Origin of the sequence: Acetivibrio cellulolyticus CD2 (genome assembly GCF_000179595.2) — a bacterium.
GTDB lineage: Bacteria > Bacillota > Clostridia > Acetivibrionales > Acetivibrionaceae > Acetivibrio > Acetivibrio cellulolyticus.
In genome coordinates, this window is the sequence record NZ_JH556659.1 from 1016548 (window position 1) to 1035260 (window position 18713).

Here is an 18713-nt window from a genome sequence, read left to right on the forward strand (position 1 = left end):
AAATCACATCCCCGGTTACAATTTAAATTAAAAGCTATATTTAATCCTATTCATCTTCATCTGGTTCATCTTCAGAAAACGCGGATTGAAAACCACCATCAAAGTTAAGAAGCTGCTGCTCTATAGTGGCTCTAAGCTGTGACTCGCTCTTTATATCAATTTTCCAGCCAGTCAACTTTGCAGCCAATCTTGCATTTTGACCTTCTTTACCTATAGCCAGCGACAACTGAAAATCAGGCACTGTAACCTTCGCACTCTTCTCTTCTTCACTAATATCTACCCTAACAACCTTAGCAGGGCTTAAACTACTGGAAATATACTCCTGTGGATTGCTGCTCCACTTAATTATATCTATTTTTTCGCCTCTGAGTTCATCAACAATGGTTTGAACTCTTGTACCTTTCTGTCCGACACAAGCTCCAACCGGATCAACATTATCGTCTTTGGAATAGACAGCAATTTTAGTCCTTGATCCCGGCTCTCTTGAGATGCTCTTTATCTCAACAACTCCCTCATGGATTTCAGGTACTTCCAGTTCAAAGAGTCTCTTTATCAAACCCGGATGTGTTCTTGAAACCATAATTTGAGGACCTTTTGTAGTTCTTTTAACTTCAATTACATATACCTTTATTCTGTCATTAAACTTGTATTCTTCTCCAGATATTTGTTCTGTAGGTGCCAAAACAGCCTCAGTCTTTCCAAGATCAATAATAACATTCTTCTTTTCAGTCCGTTGTACAATACCAGTAACAATCTCAGCCTCTTTGTTTGAGAACTCATCAAAAATAATTCCTCTTTCGGCTTCTCTAAGTCTCTGCACAACGACCTGCTTTGCTGTCTGGGCAGCTATTCGTCCAAACTTCTTGGGAGTAACCTCTACCTCAGCCATATCTTCTTCGTCAAGCTCGGCATTTATCTTTTTGGCATTCTCAACAGATATATCCATATACTCATTTTGAGGGTCACTGGTAACCCTTTTTAATGCATATACCTTAAAATCACCGGTTTGACGATCAACTGATACACGAACATTTTGAGAAGAACCGAAATTTCTCTTATATGCAGAAATAAGAGCTGCCTCAATTGCCTCAATAATAATATCTTTCTCAATTCCCTTTTCCTTTTCCAACTGTTCCAACGCATGAATCAAATCTGAACTCATTTAAGAACCTCCTATTCCGTCTTCTGGTTTCAAATATCCTTTCAACCCGACGATACTAAAATTTAATAACTCTCCTGACCAGTGCCACCTGATCCCGTTCGAATTCCATATTAGTATCATTTATCTTAATAATAATCTTATTGTCTATTAGACCAAGTAAATTCCCTTCAAAAATCTTCCTGCCATCAATAGGTTTAAACACTTTAACTTCTACAAGCTCTCCTTTAAACCTTTCAAAATCAGATTCCTTCTTAAGAGGTCTATCCAAACCAGGTGAAGACACCTCTAAAAAATAGCTTTGCTCTATAGGATCTTTTTTGTCTAATATATCACTAATCTCTTCACTAATAATCTGGCAATCATCTATTGTTATGCCACCCGGCTTATCTATATAAATTCGGAGATACCAGTTGGTTCCCTCCTTTATAAATTCAACATCTACAAGTTCAAAATAGTGGTTTGCTACAACAGGTTCTGCAAATTCAGCAACAATCTCTTCAATTTTCCTTTTGACCATAAACATCCTCCATTATTAAGCTAAAGGAACCATTCACAAATAAAAAAACTCAGGACATGTAGTTATTACTGATTCTAGGACATTTGCTGCGCAAATTCCTCAAATCAAATTATCAACGTGCCCTAACACACCTTTGAACCTATCAATAATACGAAAGAGTGGGTTCTACCCACTCTTTACAAACTAGTTCCTATACGCATTAATCCAAAAGTAATTATAACACTATTATTTGTAATTATCAACATTTTATTAGTTTTTATTAAAAATATTTTACTAAAGAATATCTACAATATCACTTTAGCATACTTTTAAAAACTTCTGCTCTGCCAGTGGATTTCAAATAATAGTTTCACAGTAGTTGCACAATAGCATTTACTTCTACTCTGATAGATAGACACTGTAATGGATAAATTTTCGAAACTACAACCTATGTATCTCCTCCAAAAACTCTTCTACAGCCCGTTCCTGAGGAATTTTTCTTATAATCTCGCCTTTTTTAAAGAGAAGCACTTCACCTTTGCCGCCTGCAATACCTATGTCGGCTTCCTTTGCCTCACCAGGTCCATTTACAGCACATCCCATAACTGCAACCTTTATATCCTTATCAACTTTCGAAAGTCTCTCTTCAATTCTACCTGCAATACTAATCAGATCTACCTGACATCTTCCGCATGTAGGACAGGATATGAATTCTACTCCGCCTTTTTTTAAGCCCAATGACTTTAAAATCTCGTTTCCCGCTTTAATCTCCTCCACAGGGTCGCCCGTCAGAGATACCCTTATGGTATCTCCAATACCTTCTGCAAGAAGACAACCCAAACCTACAGAGGATTTAACTGTTCCTTTATAAATAGTCCCAGCTTCAGTAACACCTATATGAAGCGGATAATCGGTCTTTTCAGACATCATACGGTATGCAGCAATTGTCATTGGCACATTAGAAGCTTTTAAAGAAAACACTATATCATAAAAGTTCAGCTCTTCCAATATACGTGCATGACCTAACGCACTTTCTACCATCGCTTCCGGAGTAACGCCTCCAAACTTTGCCATTACATCCTTCTCAAGAGAGCCTGAATTTACACCAATCCTTATGGGTATCTGCCTCTCCTTTGCCACTTCAACCACCATTCGAACTCTGTCCTTATCTCCGATATTTCCCGGGTTAAGCCTTATTTTATCTGCCCCGTTTTTCATACAGGCTATAGCAAGACGATAATCAAAGTGGATGTCTGCAACCAGTGGAATATGTATAGATTTTTTTATATCTCTTATTGCCTCAGCGGCTTCATTGTCCGGTACAGCAACTCTAACAATGCTGCACCCCTCATCTTCAAGCCTCTTTATCTGATTTACAGTTGCCAAAGCATTTCTGGTGTCAGTGTTTGTCATTGACTGAACAGTAATTGGTGAATCACCTCCGATAAAGGTGTCTCCAATTCTAATTTTTTTAGTTTTTTTCCGACTTATATAATCTCTATTCATTATAAATTCCTTCTATATTCTTTTATTTTAAATATTCCTTAGGTTTTCAGACCTCAAACTTTTGATGTTAAAAATGCAAATTTCTAATAAAAACCTTGCACAGCCCAAGAAATCTAACTCGTGAGCGCTAGAAGGAAAACCCAAACAATCTCGCGACATCATTAATCGATACAAATATAGAAAAACCAATCAATATAAAGAAACCGATAGTAGTTATTATTGCTTCCTTTTCAATTGGTATAGGCTTTCTTCTCACAGCCTCTATAGCCAGAATAACCAACTTACTTCCGTCAAGTGCCGGAAATGGTATAAGGTTTGTCGCTCCAACAGCTACACTGATAAACGCTGTCAAATTTAATATTGTCAATATAGCATCCATCATAGTAGGTGTACTTTGAACAGCTTCATTCATGGTACTTACTATACCTACAGGTCCCATCATCTCACCAATAGTGGCTTTTCCGGTAAATAACCAGGCTAACGCATAGGCAACATTTCTTGTATTACAATAAGCAAACAAAGCACCTTGTTTCATTGATGCAAAAATGTCACCTTTTGCATATCCAAAATTAAACCCTACAGCATATTGTTCTGTTGTTGTAGTTTCTTCCGGAGTAGCATTTAAAACGATTAATTCTCCACTTCTTTCAACAGTCATCTTAAGAGGATTATTCTTATTTTTATTAAGAAATTTTCTAATTTCATCAATATTTTTAACTTCAGTGTCATTCAATTCTACTATCCTATCTCCGGATTTAAGGCCTCCCTGGTCCCCCGGACCTCCCTTTGTGACAGTTCCAACCAAATTTGATTCCTGATCACTTGCTGAAAATCCGAGCATAAACCTTTTTTCTGATGGTATAATCTCAGGTTCCATAGTCAGGTTATATATTTCACCATTCCTGCTAACCTTTACTTCCGCTGGTTTTCCTTTTGATATATATAAAAATTGAATCACATCTAAAGGCTGGTATACCCTTTTGTTGTCATACTCTACAATTTTGTCGCCCACTTCCAAGCCAGCATTATAAGCAGCTGAATTCTGTGATATCTCACTTACATTCATCGTCTGATAGCCGCTAATAGAGTAATATATTGTTATTATAATAAGGGCTGATATTATATTGGCAAGAGGACCTGCAGCTATTACTGCCGCTCTCACCCATACCGGTTTCTTGTAGAAAGCATTTTCACTTGCAGACTCTTCATCTTCGCCTTCCATTTTCACATAGGCAAGCACAGGAAAAAGTCTTATTGAATACGTTGTCTCACCTCTAGTGATGCTAAACAATTTAGGCCCTATGAAGAGAGAAAACTCTTCAACCTTTATCTTTGACAGTTTTGCAACAATAAAGTGCCCAAGCTCATGAATGATTAGAATAAAGTTAAATGCAAGTATTATCATTAATATCTTCATAGTCAAACCTCCTAATATTCTTTCTATGTATGGCTATATATCTTTATTTAAAATTTCACTATCCATCTATACAAATTATACAATAAATAAATCTAAATATTCATATTTCATTTCTCTTTTATCATTTGTCGTGCCCACAAATCCACATCCAGAATATTTTCAATAGTTGGATCTTGGATGACTTGGTGCTTTGCCATTACGTTTTCAATCACCTTAGGTATATCTACAAATTTGATCTTTTCTTTTAAAAACAAACTAACTGCCTCTTCGTTTGCTGCATTCATTACTGCCGGCATTGTTCCACCTTTTGTCAATGCCTCAAATGCCAGACTTAAGCATGTAAATGTTTTCATGTCCGGTTCTTCAAAGGTCAACGCATTAGACTTTAAAAGGTCAAGTTTGGAGAAATCATTCTGCTTTCTGTCCGGATATGTCATTGCAAACTGTATAGGAAGTCTCATATCAGGGGATCCAAGCTGTGCTATAACAGATCCGTCAGCATATTCAACCATTGAATGTATTATACTTTGAGGATGTACAATAACTTTGATCTGATCCAACTCAAGCCCAAACAGCCACTTGGCCTCTATTACCTCCAACCCCTTATTCATAAGCGTTGCAGAGTCTATTGTTATCTTGCTTCCCATACTCCAGTTCGGATGTTTGAGCGCCTCAGCCAAAGTAACCATTTCAAGGTCTTTTTTGGTTTTTCCTCTGAACGGTCCCCCAGACGCAGTCAATATAACCCGGGAAATATCTTTTATATTATTCCCCATTAAACTCTGAAATATTGCAGAATGTTCACTGTCTACCGGAAGTATATTTACTCCCATCTTTGCAGCCTCACTCATAACAATATGTCCAGCTGTAACAAGGGTTTCCTTATTTGCAAGAGCAATATTCTTTTTGTTCTTTATTGCTTCCATTGTCGGAATCAAACCTGCAATACCCACAATAGAAGTAACTACCGTATCAACAGACTCAATTGAAGCTACTCTTTTAAAGCCTTCAATACCGCCAATAACTTCAATACTTAGATCTGATAACCTTTGCCTTAAAACTTTTGCCTGATTTTCATCTCCAACCGCAACAACTTTTGGCAAGAACTCTCTTGCCTGTATTTCCAGTTTATCTATGCTTGAGTTGGCAGACAAACCCTCTACCTTAATTTTTAGATTTCTTGCAACGTCAAGAGTTTGAACTCCTATTGACCCCGTCGATCCTAAAATTGAAATTGATTTAGTCATTTAATTTTCTCCTTAAAATAACAGATTTGACAGGTAAAAATATACCACCGGAGCTGTAAATAATATACTGTCAAACCTATCAAGAACTCCTCCATGACCAGGCATAATATCGCCATAGTCTTTAATTTTTACATATCGTTTAATTGCAGAAGCAGACCAATCTCCAATCTGAGAAATTATGCCACAGAGTATTCCCAAAATTATAAAGTGGTACAATTGAATTCCATTGGCTAGATTATTATAGTTTAGGTACATACCATACAAGCCCATAATAACGGCACATCCGACTATACCTCCAATTGATCCCTCTACTGTCTTTTTGGGACTTATCTCCGGCATGAGTTTATGTTTGCCAAATAAATATCCCGAAAAATAAGCAAATGTATCAGTTGCAAATGCGCCAATAAAAATAAGCCACACATAATAAAAACCATTAACCATATTCCTTATCAATATAACAAAACTAAAAAGAAAAACTATGTACAAAATCGCAAAAACAGTAACTGATATATCTGTTATATTGTATTTATTGTGTAAAAATATGATATAACAAAACAAAACCAATAGCGCTAAAAATATAGTAAGAAGAATTGATCTGTAATTAAACAAAAATCTTATGTTAATACCTAAGCTTTTTAAAGTGTCTCCTGAACAAAGTAATAACATATATATCGAAGACAAGTAACCTACAAACTTGATAGGTTTACAGCCAATATTTGATACTGCTGAATAAAACTCGCCCAAAGCCAATATGGATAGCAAAAAAATGAACAGGCCAAGTATAATCTGTCCGGACCAAACAACAAAAAACAGTAATATTGATCCGGCGATACCACTAGCAACTCTAATTTTCAATGTTATACTCCTCCAAACCTACGGTTTCTCTTCTGGTATTCCTTTATAGCTTCTAAAATATGCTCCTTTTGAAAATCCGGCCACAGCACATCGGTGTACCAGAATTCGGTATATGCCGACTGCCATATAAGAAAATTACTGATCCTCTTTTCTCCGCCTGGGCGTATCAAAAGGTCAGGATCTGGCATATCCCCTGTATATAATCTGTTTGTAATCATTGTCTCATCTATATTATCACACTTAATTTTCCCTTCAGCAACATCCCTTGCCAATTCTTTTACTGCATGAACAATTTCATCCCTACCACCATAGTTTATAGCAATATTCAAAGTCAGACCTGAGTTGTTTTCTGTAAGCTTTGTTACTCTCACTATTTGCTCCTGTATCTCTTTGCTAAGAGCACTCGAATCTCCAATAGTCCGAATTCTTACACTTCTTCCTCTCATATGGCTCTCTGCATTTTTTAGATAGTCCAATAAAAGATCCATTAATGTATCAACTTCACTTTTTGGCCTTTTCCAATTCTCTGTAGAAAAAGCATATACAGTCAAATATTTAATTCCTATTTCGCCGCAAAAATGCGCAATTCTATCTAAATTATTTGAGCCTTCCTTGTGACCTACAGTTCTTGGCAACCTTCTTTCCTTTGCCCATCGGCCGTTTCCATCCATAATTATAGCTATGTGAACAGGTAAATTGTTATAATCGATATCAAAATTTTCATTATCTATATTATTTTTCTTAAAAAACCTGCTTAAAAAAGACATCAAAACCTCCTGGCACTCCAACCGTGAAATTATAGCCGAAGTTATATTTCCAACATTACTAAACACTATTATAATATATAAACTTCCCCAATAGCAACCAATTTTAAAAAGGTAACCTCCAAGAAGCGAAGCAAAACCCCTCTTTGCTAGAGGGGCTTACAAATTATCATTTCAAACTCCTTATTGCTGGCTTTTCTTATACTTACAACTCTATAATTATCATCGTAATCATCACACTTAAGTCTTGGAGAAGATGTAACTTTTATAGAATAATCCTTAATATTATTATTCTCAAAAATAGCTTTTGCATCTTTCAAAGTAAAGCCTATAACATCAGTTACATTCATCCTATACCTCAAGAATTTCTGCGTCTTTTAGTTCAACAACCTTATCAATTTCAGCAATATATTTATCAGTCATATTCTGAATGTCTTTTTCTGCTGTCTTAAGGTCATCTTCCGTCAATTCTCCATCCTTCTTAAGCGTCTTCATATGTTCAATTCCGTCTCTTCTTATTGCCCTTATAGCAACCTTCGCATCTTCACCATACTTCTTTACAACCTTAGTAAGCTCTTTTCTTCTTTCCTCTGTAAGCATTGGGAAAACCAATCTAATAACTTTCCCGTCATTATTCGGATTTATACCGATATCCGATTTCTGTATTTCCTTTTCAATTTCCTTAATCATTTTCGCTTCCCATGGCTGAATCATGATTACTCTTCCCTCAGGTACGGAAACACTAGCAATCTGGTTAATTGGTGTTGGTGTTCCATAGTAATCAACCGTCAACTTATCCAAAATAGCAGGATTTGCACGGCCAGCCCTGACACCCGTCAACTCATCCTTTAACACGTTAATTGTTTTTTTCATTTTCTCTTCGATACTCTTGTACTCTTCCCTCGACATATTACTCCTCCTCTAATTATTTTGTAATGCCCAAATATAATTCCACTCATTACTTAATAGATGTACCAATGTTTTCGCCCATAACAACCTTGATAATATTATCCGGCTGGTCCAAACCAAATACAATAATGGGTATATTGTTATCCTTGCACAGAGAAGCAGCAGTTGAGTCCATAACACCAAGTTCTTTATTAAGAACATCCAAAAAGGAAAGTTTATCAAATTTCACAGCATTAGGATTTGTATTCGGATCGCTATCATATACACCATCAACCTTTTTGGCAAGTAAAATTACTTCAGCATCTATTTCTGCAGCCCTTAGTGCTGCTGTCGTATCTGTAGAAAAATAAGGATTTCCTGTGCCACAGGCAAATATAACAATCCTTCCTTTTTCCAAATGTCTTACAGCTTTTCTTCTTATGTATGTTTCTGCAATTTGCCTCATTTCTATTGCAGTCTGTACTCTTGTAGGAATTCCTCTTGATTCGAGAGAATCCTGAAGTCCTAAAGCGTTTATAACAGTAGCAAGCATACCCATGTGGTCAGCTGTGGTACGATCCATACCTTTGCCGCTTCTTCCCCTCCAGAAATTGCCTCCACCTACAACTATAGCTATCTCTACACCTAAGTCATGTAACTCTTTAATTCTATCCGATATACTGTTAATAGTCTCAGTGTTAAGCCCTTGCTTTTGTTCGCCCGCCAACGCTTCTCCACTGATCTTTAACATAATTCTTTTGTACTTAATTCCAGACATCAAAACTTCTCCTTTCAATTCAGGGCAATATATTCGCAATTCTCTCAAAAAAGGAACATATAATTCAAATTATATGTTCCTTCTTTATTTTTTATTTATTACTGTCCAATTTGTTTCATAACTTCTTCAGCGAAGTTTTCTTCTTTCTTTTGAATTCCCTCGCCCTTTTCAAACCTTACAAATCTTCTGATGCTTATATTTTCACCAATTTTTGCAATTTTTTCAGTCAGAAGCTGTTGTATTGTTTTATCAGGATCTTTTACAAATGGCTGTTCAAGTAAGCATATTTCCTTATAGAACTTATCGATTCTACCTTCAACCATCTTATCTACGATCTTTTCAGGTTTTCCTTCGTTTAATGCCTGAGCTCTTAATATCTCTTTTTCCTTTTCAATGTTTTCAGAAGGTACTTCTTCTCTCCTTACATATTCAGGTTTTGCAGCTGCAATCTGCATAGCCACATCTTTTACAAAAGCTTTAAATTCTTCATTTTTTGCAGCAAAATCAGTTTCAGTATTAATCTCTACCAAAACTCCTATTCTGCCATCACCATGAATGTATGAATCAACAACGCCTTCTGCGGCAATTCTTCCAGCTTTTTTACCAGCTTTTGCAATACCTCTTTCTCTTAACAATTCAACTGCTTTAGTCATATCTCCATTAGAATCAGTAAGAGCCTTCTTACAATCCATCATACCTGCTCCAGTACTTTCACGGAGCTCTTTTACCATTTCTGCAGTAATCATATGTATTCCTCCAAACCGTATTTGTTTTATATTAATATTAATCTATTCATTCAAAAAAAATATACATCAAATTATATCTTTCTATTAAAAAACCCGCCTTCATTCCTATTAAGACTGAAGGCAGGATTTATATTAAGCCTCTACAGAAACTTCCTCTACAGCTTCTACTTCCTCATTTGATGATTCCTGAGCAACAGAAAGCTGTTCTCCCTGTCTTCCTTCAATTATAGCGTCAGCCATCTTAGCCGCAATTAATTTTACAGCTCTAATAGCATCGTCATTACCAGGTATTACGTAATCAACTTCATCAGGATCGCAGTTTGTATCAACGATAGCAACAACTGGGATACCCAAATTTCTTGCTTCCAATATAGCATTTCTTTCTTTTCTAGGATCTACTATAAATAATGCTCCAGGAAGACCCTTCATATTCTTTATACCGCCAAGGTATTTTTCGAGTTTTTCCATTTCACCTTTTAACTTGATTACTTCTTTTTTAGGTAAAACATCGAATATTCCTTCTGTTTCCATTCTTTCTAATTCTTTAAGTCTGTTTATTCTAGTTTTGATGGTCTTGAAGTTAGTCAACATTCCACCCAACCATCTTGCATTTACAAAGTATTGATCTGATCTTTCTGCTTCTTCCTTAATTGAATCCTGAGCCTGTTTCTTTGTTCCAACAAACAGAACTCCCTGACCGTTCATAGCTACTTCTCTAATAAAGTAGTAAGCTTCTTCAACTTTCTTCACAGTTTTCTGAAGATCAATGATATAGATACCATTTCTCTCTGTAAAAATGTACTCAGCCATTTTTGGATTCCATCTTCTTGTTTGGTGTCCAAAGTGAACACCTGCTTCTAACAATTGCTTCATTGAAATTACTGACATTATTAATACACCTCCGAATGTTTTATACCTCCGCAATACTCATCTAATATGAGAAACCATCAATGGCAACATCTCATACATCATATTACGTGCGTATTTTCGTTTAGTAGTATAACACATAGTCTTCATTTTATCAATAATTTTTAATAATTAATTATATTGCGAAACATGCAATTGACAATCTATAAGCTAATGCTTTAAAATAGTAAGTTGGAATAGTTATGCTAATTCTTAATACTAATTGAATGAAGGAGATTTTTGTGAGTAATTCGAGAACAAATATAAGAAATGTTGCAATTATTGCCCATGTTGACCATGGGAAGACTACCCTTGTAGACGGGCTGCTTAGGCAAAGCGGTATCTTTAGAGAAAATGAGCAGGTATCTGAAAGAGTTATGGATTCTAATGACCTTGAAAGAGAAAGAGGTATAACAATCCTTTCCAAGAATACTGCAGTTACTTATAAAGATATAAAAATTAATATTGTTGATACACCAGGTCATGCGGACTTCGGAGGAGAAGTTGAACGTGTATTGAAAATGGTTGACGGAGTTCTTCTGCTGGTTGATTCCTTTGAAGGAACTATGCCTCAGACAAGATTCGTTTTAAGAAAAGCTCTGCAACTGAATTTACAACCTATTGTTGTTATAAACAAAATTGACAGACCTGAAGCTAGACCTCACGAAGTACTTGATGAGGTATTGGATTTGTTTATTGAGCTTGGAGCAGATGACCATCAGTTGGAATTCCCTGTAGTATATGCCTCCTCAAGAGAAGGTTATGCTGTTTTGAATTTAAATGATACACCTGAGAATCTCATTCCACTATTTGATACAATAATAGAAAACGTTCCTGCACCGGTAGGAACTGCGGACGAGCCTCTACAGTTCCTCGTATCGAGCATTGACTACGATGAATATGTAGGAAGGATAGCAGTAGGAAGAATTGAAAGGGGTACTATTCAAGCAAACCAGCAGGCTGTACTGTGTAAAAAAGAAGGCGGCCTTCAGAATATCAAGATTAGCAGGCTTTATACTTTCAGTGGATTGAAAAGGATAGAAACGCCTTCAGCATCGGTTGGAGACATTATAGCAATAGCGGGAATTAGTAATATAACAATTGGTGAAACAGTTTGTGATGTTAACTCACCTGATCCTCTGCCATTTATTGACATTGATGAGCCTACATTATCTATGACCTTCAGTGTAAACAACAGTCCATTTGCAGGCCGTGAAGGTTCTTTCGTAACTTCAAGGCACTTAAGAGACAGACTGTTCAAGGAACTTGAAACAAACCTCAGCTTAAAAGTTGAAGAAACAGATTCTGCAGACTCCTTTGAGGTGTCGGGCAGGGGCGAACTTCATCTCTCCATACTTATCGAAACAATGAGAAGACAGGGCTATGAATTTCAGGTATCAAAGCCTACTGTTATTTATAAGGAAGTTGATGGTACAAAACACGAACCTATCGAATATCTCATAATAGATGTTCCTGAAGATTTCATGGGCGTCGTTATGGAAAAGCTTGGTACCAGAAAAGCTGAAATGGCAAATATGCACTCATCACAACAGGGTTATATGAGACTTGAATTCAAAATACCTGCAAGAGGATTAATAGGATACAGATCCGAGTTTTTGACGGATACAAAAGGAAATGGTATAATGAATCATGTTTTCCATGGTTTTGAACCTTTCAGAGGTGAAATATCCGGAAGACAGAGAGGCTCAATGATTGCCTGGGAAGATGGAGAAGCTGTTACCTACGGTTTATACAATGCTCAGGAAAGAGGATCACTCTTTATAACACCTGGTACAAATGTGTACGAAGGTATGATTGTTGGAGAAAACGCTCGATCTGAGGATATCGTAGTTAATGTATGTAAGAAGAAGCACGTTACAAATATGAGAGCCTCCGGTTCTGATGAAGCATTAAGACTTACACCTCCAATTGTTATGAGCCTTGAGCAGGCATTGGAGTTTATTGCTGATGATGAACTTGTTGAGATAACTCCAGAAAATATCAGACTTAGAAAGAGAATTCTTAATTCCGAACAGAGAGCAAAAACCCGTAGTAAGTGATAAACAGAAATCCGTTTATCTATTAATGTTTGTAATTATGAAATAGCAGCTTCTGATATATAATCACCTGGCCTGTTTGAAAAAACAAGCCAGGTGATAAATGGAAAATATTATTTCATATATTTTTAATTAAAGTGGTGATTTTATTGAACGCAGAAACTAGCAGCATAAAAAAACAGAAGAAAAAGAAAAATAGATATGACTTAAAATCCCTTTTAGTGTATTTTCTGATATTTACGCTTCTTTTTACTATTACTTGTATTGTTTCCTACGGTTTGGTTTTAAAGGCTGAAAGCGGAGCAGATAAAGATGTAGAAGTCAGCGTCGATGCTGCAAATGGCATTGAAATCACAATTCCTCGTGGTTCAAGCACTTCTGACATAGCTGAAATTTTGAAGGAAAACGGAATAATAAAGTGGCCCTCTATATTCAAACTTCAATCTAAAATAAACGGATACGATGACACATATATGTCAGGAAAGCATATCATCAGCAAAGATCTATCCTACGACCAGTTAATGAGAGTGCTTTCAAGCAATCCTGTGAGTATAAATGTTACCATTCGAGAAGACTATTATTTTAGTCAAGTACTAAAGGCATTAAGCGATAAAAAATTGATTGATAAGGAAAAGTTCGTTAAATCAATGAATACTGAGAAATTTGATTATAAGTTCATTGATCAGATACCTGACAGGGAAAACAAGTTAGAAGGCTATTTGTTCCCTGACACTTACTTCTTTGACCCTAACTCAACTGATCGAGAAATAATAACCAAATTTTTAGACAACTTTGACACAAAATTCAAGCTGGATTATTATGCTAGAGCTAAAGAACTCAAAATGACTGTTGATCAGGTAATCACCCTGGCGTCAATAATAGAGAAAGAAGCTACTCTTCCTGAAGAAAGAAGCATTATATCAAGTGTTTTCCACAACAGGCTGAAGAGTACCGACCCGTCACTAAGGAAAATAAAAACTGATGCAACTATTCAGTATATTATCTATAAAAAAGAGGGAAAAATAAAGGAGAACCTCAGCGAAAAAGATACAAAAATTGATGATCCATATAATACCTACCTTTATGAAGGGTTACCTCCAGGTCCAATATGCAACCCAGGACTTGCATCAATTGAAGCAGCACTATACCCTGATGAAGAATCCCAATATTATTACTTTGTTGCAAGAGGTGATGGCAGCCATCAATTTTCTAAAACTTTGAGCGAACACGAAGCTGCTACGAAAAAGTATACTGCAAAGATTAAAGCAAATGATGAAAGTGAAGAATAAGTTTTCTTGTAGACTATTCAACAAATTGTGAGGTTTTAAAGCCTCACAATTTTTATGAGGACGGATAAATTATTATGATATGTTATGACTACATAAACGATTACATTCGCAATACCATCAAAAAGAACGAAGGAATCCTTAAAGATATGGAAGACTTCGCCGCAGAAAACCATGTACCTATAGTACATCCGGAAGTAGCAAAACTGCTGCAGGTAATAGGTATGACAAAAAAGCCCATGCGTATCCTTGAGCTTGGCACAGCTATAGGCTATTCGTCTATTCTGCTTTCAGGGATTTTACTGCCTGACGGTAAAATCGACACAATAGAAAGATATGAATTGATGGTTGAAAGAGCAAAAAGTAATATAAAAAAGGCCAATCTTGAAGATGTAATTAATATTATTAACGGTGATGCACTAGAAGTTTTAAAGTGTCTGGACAAACAGTATGATATTGTTTTTTTGGATGCTGCAAAGGGACAGTACCCCGAGTTTCTTCCGGAATGTCTCAGGCTGCTCTCCCCTGGAGGTCTATTGATTTCTGATAACATTCTCTATAAGGGAATGATTGCAAATGATGAACTTGTCGTAAGAAGAAAAAAAACAATTGTAAAACGCTTAAGGAGCTATCTCAATATATTATGCAACTCGGAAAATTTAGAAACAAGTATAATACCTATTGGAGACGGTGTTGCTTTAAGTTATAAAAAATAGATCCGGGAATGATGAAAATTATATTTCACTTAAAACTTATTTGCTTAAAAAACAGTTCGGACGAAAAAGTGTAAACAATATTTCACTCATTCCTTAATGGTTAGGAGAGAATTTTTATGAATAAAGTAGAATTGCTGGCACCTGCCGGCAATCTTGAAAAATTGAAAATGGCAATAATGTACGGTGCTGATGCAGTTTACCTTGGAGGAGAAGAATTCGGTCTCAGAGCTAACGCAGATAATTTCTCCAGAGATGACCTTATAGCGGGAATAGATTTTGCACACAGCAGAGGAAAAAGGGTTTATGTTACGATGAATATCATCCCACATAACGATGATTTTCCTGGGATGCCAAATTATATACGAGAACTTACCGAATTTGGCGTTGATGCCATTATATTATCAGATCCTGGCGTATATTCTATTGTTAAGGAAATTTCTCCTGATATGGAAATACACTTGAGCACTCAGGCAAACAACACAAACTATATGAGCGCAAAATTCTGGTACGACCATGGAGTAAAGAGAATCGTGCTTGCAAGGGAACTTTCTATAAATGAAATTAGTGAAATCAGAAATAATATTCCTTCTGACCTTGAATTGGAAATCTTCGTCCATGGTGCAATGTGTATTTCCTATTCCGGAAGATGTCTATTAAGTAATTACATGACTGGCCGTGATTCAAACAGGGGCCTTTGTGCACACCCATGCAGATGGCAATATCACCTAGTTGAAGAAAAGAGGCCTGGTGAATATTTTCCTGTCTTTGAAAATGAAAGAGGAACCTTTATTTACAACTCCAAGGATCTTTGTATGATAGAATACCTTCCCCAAATAATAAATGCAGGAGTGACAAGTCTTAAAATTGAAGGACGTATGAAAAGCTCCTACTATGTTGCAACTGTAGTGAAAGCCTATCGGCAGGCTTTAGATTCGTATTATAAAAATGGAGATAACTATAAGTTTGATCCTAAATGCTTGGAAGAAGTATCAAAGGCAAGCCATCGTGAATTTACAACAGGTTTTTATTTTGAAAAACCGACTTCCGAAACTCAAATATACAACACAAGTTCTTATATAAGAGATTACGATTTTATTGGTATGGTGTTGGATTATGATAAAAGTTCTGGTATCGCTACAATAGAGCAAAGAAACAGAATGATCACAGGAGAAGAAATTGAAGTCGTAAACCCCACTGGTGATTACTTTGTCCAAAAAATTAAATCCATGAAAAATGCTGATGGTGAAGAAATCGACAGTGCTCCTCATCCTCAGATGACAGTCTATATGCCTATGGAACAGGAAGTCTACCCTTATACAATGTTAAGAAGAAAAGGGTAAATTGGGTTTAAAGAAATTTTAAAACACTGCCAAAAATCTTGGTGCTAAACACTTTACGTGACTTTTGTTTAAATGATATAGCCCGCAAAATAAGCTTTGCGGGCTATAGTTCATATAAACATGATTTTATTTAATCCAGATATTTTTGTAGATCAGTCCCATATCTTTACCGTAAAACTGTACAGTACCATCATCCATTATAACTTCTGTACCAACGCCACCTGCCGATATTGCTTTAACTCCTTTTAAACCTTGTATACTGCTGCACTGTTGAAAATAGTCATTCCCCCATGCAACAACTGTACCATCACACTTTAATGCAACGGAGTGACTCATTCCTGCCGAAACTGCTACAACACCTGTCAATCCTTCCGGTACGTTACATTCACCATCACGATTGTTTCCCCATGCTACAACAGTTCCATCTTCTTTTAGTGCCAGTGCATGCTCTGAAGAAGCGGATATTGAAACTACATTTGACAATCCTTCAGGTAATGATAATTGAGAATATTCATTATTACCCCATTCAACAACTGTGCCATCATTCTTAAGTGCTACTGCAAAATTTCTTCCCGCTGCTACTGCTTTTACATCATTTAAATCTTCTGGTATCGTGCATTGACCATAATCATTGTTACCCCAGCCGATTACAGTTCCATCCTCATTTATCGCAAGCACATATTCGAATCCTACGGAAATATCCAAAGCATTTTTTAAACTTTCAGGTACGTCGCACTGCCCTCTTGAGTTACTTCCCCATGCTACAACTGAGCCGTCTTCTTTTATAGCCACAACATTACAAACTGCTGAACCAACTTTTTTGATATCTGAGCCAAAAGTTTCTGGTAAAGTTTCAGTTTCTGCATCACGATTGTTACCCCAAACAACAACACTTCCATCTTCTTTAAGTGCAGCAGAAAGACCAGCAAAAGAAACCTGCTTCACATTTGAAAGATCAGGAAAAAGTTGATTCTGTAAAAAAGCATTGTCTCCCCAACCAGTTACTTCTCCTGTTTCTGAAACAGCCAAAGTACGGTTATCACCAGCAAAAATTGCAGCTATTTTAGGTAGACCAGCCGGGACCTTGTTCTGATTATACGTACCTAATCCAACTGAAATAACCGAACCATCATTCTTTATTGCACTCAGATGATACCAACCGGCGGAAATTGCTTTTATATCAGATAAATCTTTTAAATAAGTATTGCAAAAATCTGAATCTCCCCATGCCACAACAGTTCCATCTTCTTTTAGTGCAGCAACCCAATTAGCGCCTCCTGTTATTTCCTTAACTCCTTTCAATCCTTCCGGCATTTTCAAATCTGTTCCATAACCTTTTCCCCATGAAACGACATATCCATCTTCCTTCAGCGCAGCTATAATCGTATCACTAATAGCAACAGACTTGACATCTATCAAATTTTCCGGAACTTTATCCTGATTAGAAACGTTATCTCCCCAAACAACAATCGTTCCATCTTCTTTTAATGCAACAGAAAGGTGGGATTTGGCAATGATTGCTTTAACATTGGTTAGCCCTTCCGGTATGTCGCACTCTCCAAAACTGTTATCGCCCCATGCAACTACTGTCCCATCTTTCTTTAATGCTAACGAATGCCATAAACCTGATGCAATGTCCACTACATCTTTTAACCCTGACGGTACCTGACACGAACCTTTCAAATCATTTCCCCAGGCTGCTACGGTACCATCATCTTTTAACGCCACAGTATATTGATATCCACATGAAAAATCAATAACATTATCTTTTTCCGTTGCCTTAACTACCGGCATTGTTGTTTCAGCAAACTTTGGTGCATGCCGTATATTAGATAAATTTTTCTCTTTAGGGAACATTTCCCCCTTTAAAATAAACTTTCTCATATATGCAAAATCAAGAGCGTTTATTTCTCCGCTTTCATCCACATCTGCCGCCCAGATCTTATCTTTTAAGTTTGAATAACCTGGCATTCCAAGTAAATATCCTCTAAAACAGGCCAAATCAATTGAATTTACCTTACTGTCATCGTTTACGTCTCCAATCAAGCCTTCTCCTAATATCGTTTCTTCACTAGTGGCTGCAAAGCTATTAACAAATGTAAAAGAGCTTAAAAGCATTGAACCAACCACTACAGATAAAAAGATTTTTTTACCTCTCCCTAAATACATATTCATAATAACCCTCCCATAAACATAATTAGTTTATTTTTTAATTCATCCAGGTTTTAAGAATATACACCTCCCTCATTTAGTTAGTTTCTATACCTGCAAAGTATAGTTCTCCTGGAGAATTTGCATTTAACAGATTAAACTTCCCAATACGGTGGCAGTCAATAATGTTAAGTAAAATTATGTTATCTTTTACTTAACAAAATCTTTGTTGTAATTATTGCTTCGTGTATGGTTTATAGAATGATTAGATGATTGCATTATAGATAAGAAATTAGAATTATATCTTTAAGACCCCAATTTAGTAATGCTAAGTATATTATAACAAATTTTATAAGCAAATCTACACAAAATATCCATAACAAAATAATATACCTATA

Annotated in this window: 17 protein-coding genes; 4 read left to right on the top strand and 13 right to left on the bottom strand. The window is 36.2% G+C overall.

Annotated elements, in window-relative coordinates:
• Window positions 1-46 precede the first annotated feature (46 nt).
• From nusA to rpsB, 12 genes are all read right to left on the bottom strand, one after another.
• The gene (nusA, locus tag ACECE_RS0224450) at window positions 47-1162 is read right to left on the bottom strand and encodes a transcription termination factor NusA (RefSeq protein WP_010252241.1); all 1116 of its coding nucleotides are present in this window, start codon (window positions 1160-1162) and stop codon (window positions 47-49) included.
• Between the two features lie 55 nt (window positions 1163-1217).
• The gene (gene rimP / locus ACECE_RS0224455; protein WP_010252244.1) at window positions 1218-1679 is read right to left on the bottom strand and encodes a ribosome maturation factor RimP; all 462 of its coding nucleotides are present in this window, start codon (window positions 1677-1679) and stop codon (window positions 1218-1220) included.
• 420 nt (window positions 1680-2099) lie between these two features.
• Entirely contained in the window at window positions 2100-3164 is a 1065-nt protein-coding gene (ispG, locus tag ACECE_RS0224460; protein ID WP_010252255.1) for a flavodoxin-dependent (E)-4-hydroxy-3-methylbut-2-enyl-diphosphate synthase, read from the bottom strand.
• Window positions 3165-3291: 127 nt separating this feature from the next.
• Window positions 3292-4581, bottom strand: a complete 1290-nt coding sequence (gene rseP / locus ACECE_RS0224465; protein ID WP_010252257.1) for an RIP metalloprotease RseP — start codon at window positions 4579-4581, stop codon at window positions 3292-3294.
• A gap of 107 nt (window positions 4582-4688) precedes the next feature.
• Window positions 4689-5828, bottom strand: coding sequence for a 1-deoxy-D-xylulose-5-phosphate reductoisomerase (locus ACECE_RS0224470; protein ID WP_010252258.1), 1140 nt, complete (start codon window positions 5826-5828; stop codon window positions 4689-4691).
• Between the two features lie 12 nt (window positions 5829-5840).
• A complete protein-coding gene (locus ACECE_RS0224475) occupies window positions 5841-6683 on the bottom strand; it encodes a phosphatidate cytidylyltransferase (protein WP_010252259.1) in 843 nt (280 codons plus the stop codon).
• A 2-nt stretch (window positions 6684-6685) separates the two neighbouring features.
• Window positions 6686-7450 carry an isoprenyl transferase gene (locus ACECE_RS0224480; RefSeq protein ID WP_010252260.1) on the bottom strand — a complete coding sequence of 255 codons (765 nt, stop codon included), beginning with the start codon at window positions 7448-7450 and terminating at the stop codon, window positions 6686-6688.
• Between the two features lie 146 nt (window positions 7451-7596).
• Entirely contained in the window at window positions 7597-7797 is a 201-nt protein-coding gene (locus ACECE_RS0224485; protein WP_010252261.1) for a hypothetical protein, read from the bottom strand.
• Between the two features lies 1 nt (window position 7798).
• Window positions 7799-8356 (bottom strand): ribosome recycling factor, encoded by a 558-nt coding sequence (frr, locus tag ACECE_RS0224490; RefSeq protein ID WP_010252263.1) that lies wholly within the window; start codon window positions 8354-8356, stop codon window positions 7799-7801.
• A gap of 49 nt (window positions 8357-8405) precedes the next feature.
• Entirely contained in the window at window positions 8406-9113 is a 708-nt protein-coding gene (pyrH, locus tag ACECE_RS0224495; RefSeq protein ID WP_010252265.1) for a UMP kinase, read from the bottom strand.
• 98 nt (window positions 9114-9211) lie between these two features.
• A complete protein-coding gene (gene tsf / locus ACECE_RS0224500; protein WP_010252267.1) occupies window positions 9212-9859 on the bottom strand; it encodes a translation elongation factor Ts in 648 nt (215 codons plus the stop codon).
• 132 nt (window positions 9860-9991) lie between these two features.
• Window positions 9992-10747: a 30S ribosomal protein S2 gene (gene rpsB / locus ACECE_RS0224505; RefSeq protein ID WP_010252268.1), complete on the bottom strand. Its 756-nt coding sequence runs from the start codon at window positions 10745-10747 to the stop codon at window positions 9992-9994.
• Between the two features lie 245 nt (window positions 10748-10992).
• Here rpsB and typA point away from each other — a divergent pair, with 245 nt between their 5' ends.
• The 4 genes from typA to ACECE_RS0224525 all read left to right on the top strand — a co-directional run bounded on the left by typA (window position 10993) and on the right by ACECE_RS0224525 (window position 16164).
• Window positions 10993-12825: a translational GTPase TypA gene (typA, locus tag ACECE_RS0224510; RefSeq protein WP_040428858.1), complete on the top strand. Its 1833-nt coding sequence runs from the start codon at window positions 10993-10995 to the stop codon at window positions 12823-12825.
• Window positions 12826-12962: 137 nt separating this feature from the next.
• A complete protein-coding gene (mltG, locus tag ACECE_RS0224515; RefSeq protein ID WP_407636680.1) occupies window positions 12963-14111 on the top strand; it encodes an endolytic transglycosylase MltG in 1149 nt (382 codons plus the stop codon).
• Window positions 14112-14185: 74 nt separating this feature from the next.
• Window positions 14186-14824 (top strand): O-methyltransferase, encoded by a 639-nt coding sequence (locus tag ACECE_RS0224520; protein ID WP_010252274.1) that lies wholly within the window; start codon window positions 14186-14188, stop codon window positions 14822-14824.
• A 116-nt stretch (window positions 14825-14940) separates the two neighbouring features.
• Entirely contained in the window at window positions 14941-16164 is a 1224-nt protein-coding gene (locus ACECE_RS0224525; protein WP_010252276.1) for a peptidase U32 family protein, read from the top strand.
• A gap of 126 nt (window positions 16165-16290) precedes the next feature.
• Here ACECE_RS0224525 and ACECE_RS29850 read toward each other — a convergent pair whose 3' ends face one another.
• The gene (locus ACECE_RS29850; RefSeq protein ID WP_010252279.1) at window positions 16291-18339 is read right to left on the bottom strand and encodes a dockerin type I domain-containing protein; all 2049 of its coding nucleotides are present in this window, start codon (window positions 18337-18339) and stop codon (window positions 16291-16293) included.
• Window positions 18340-18713 lie beyond the last annotated feature (374 nt).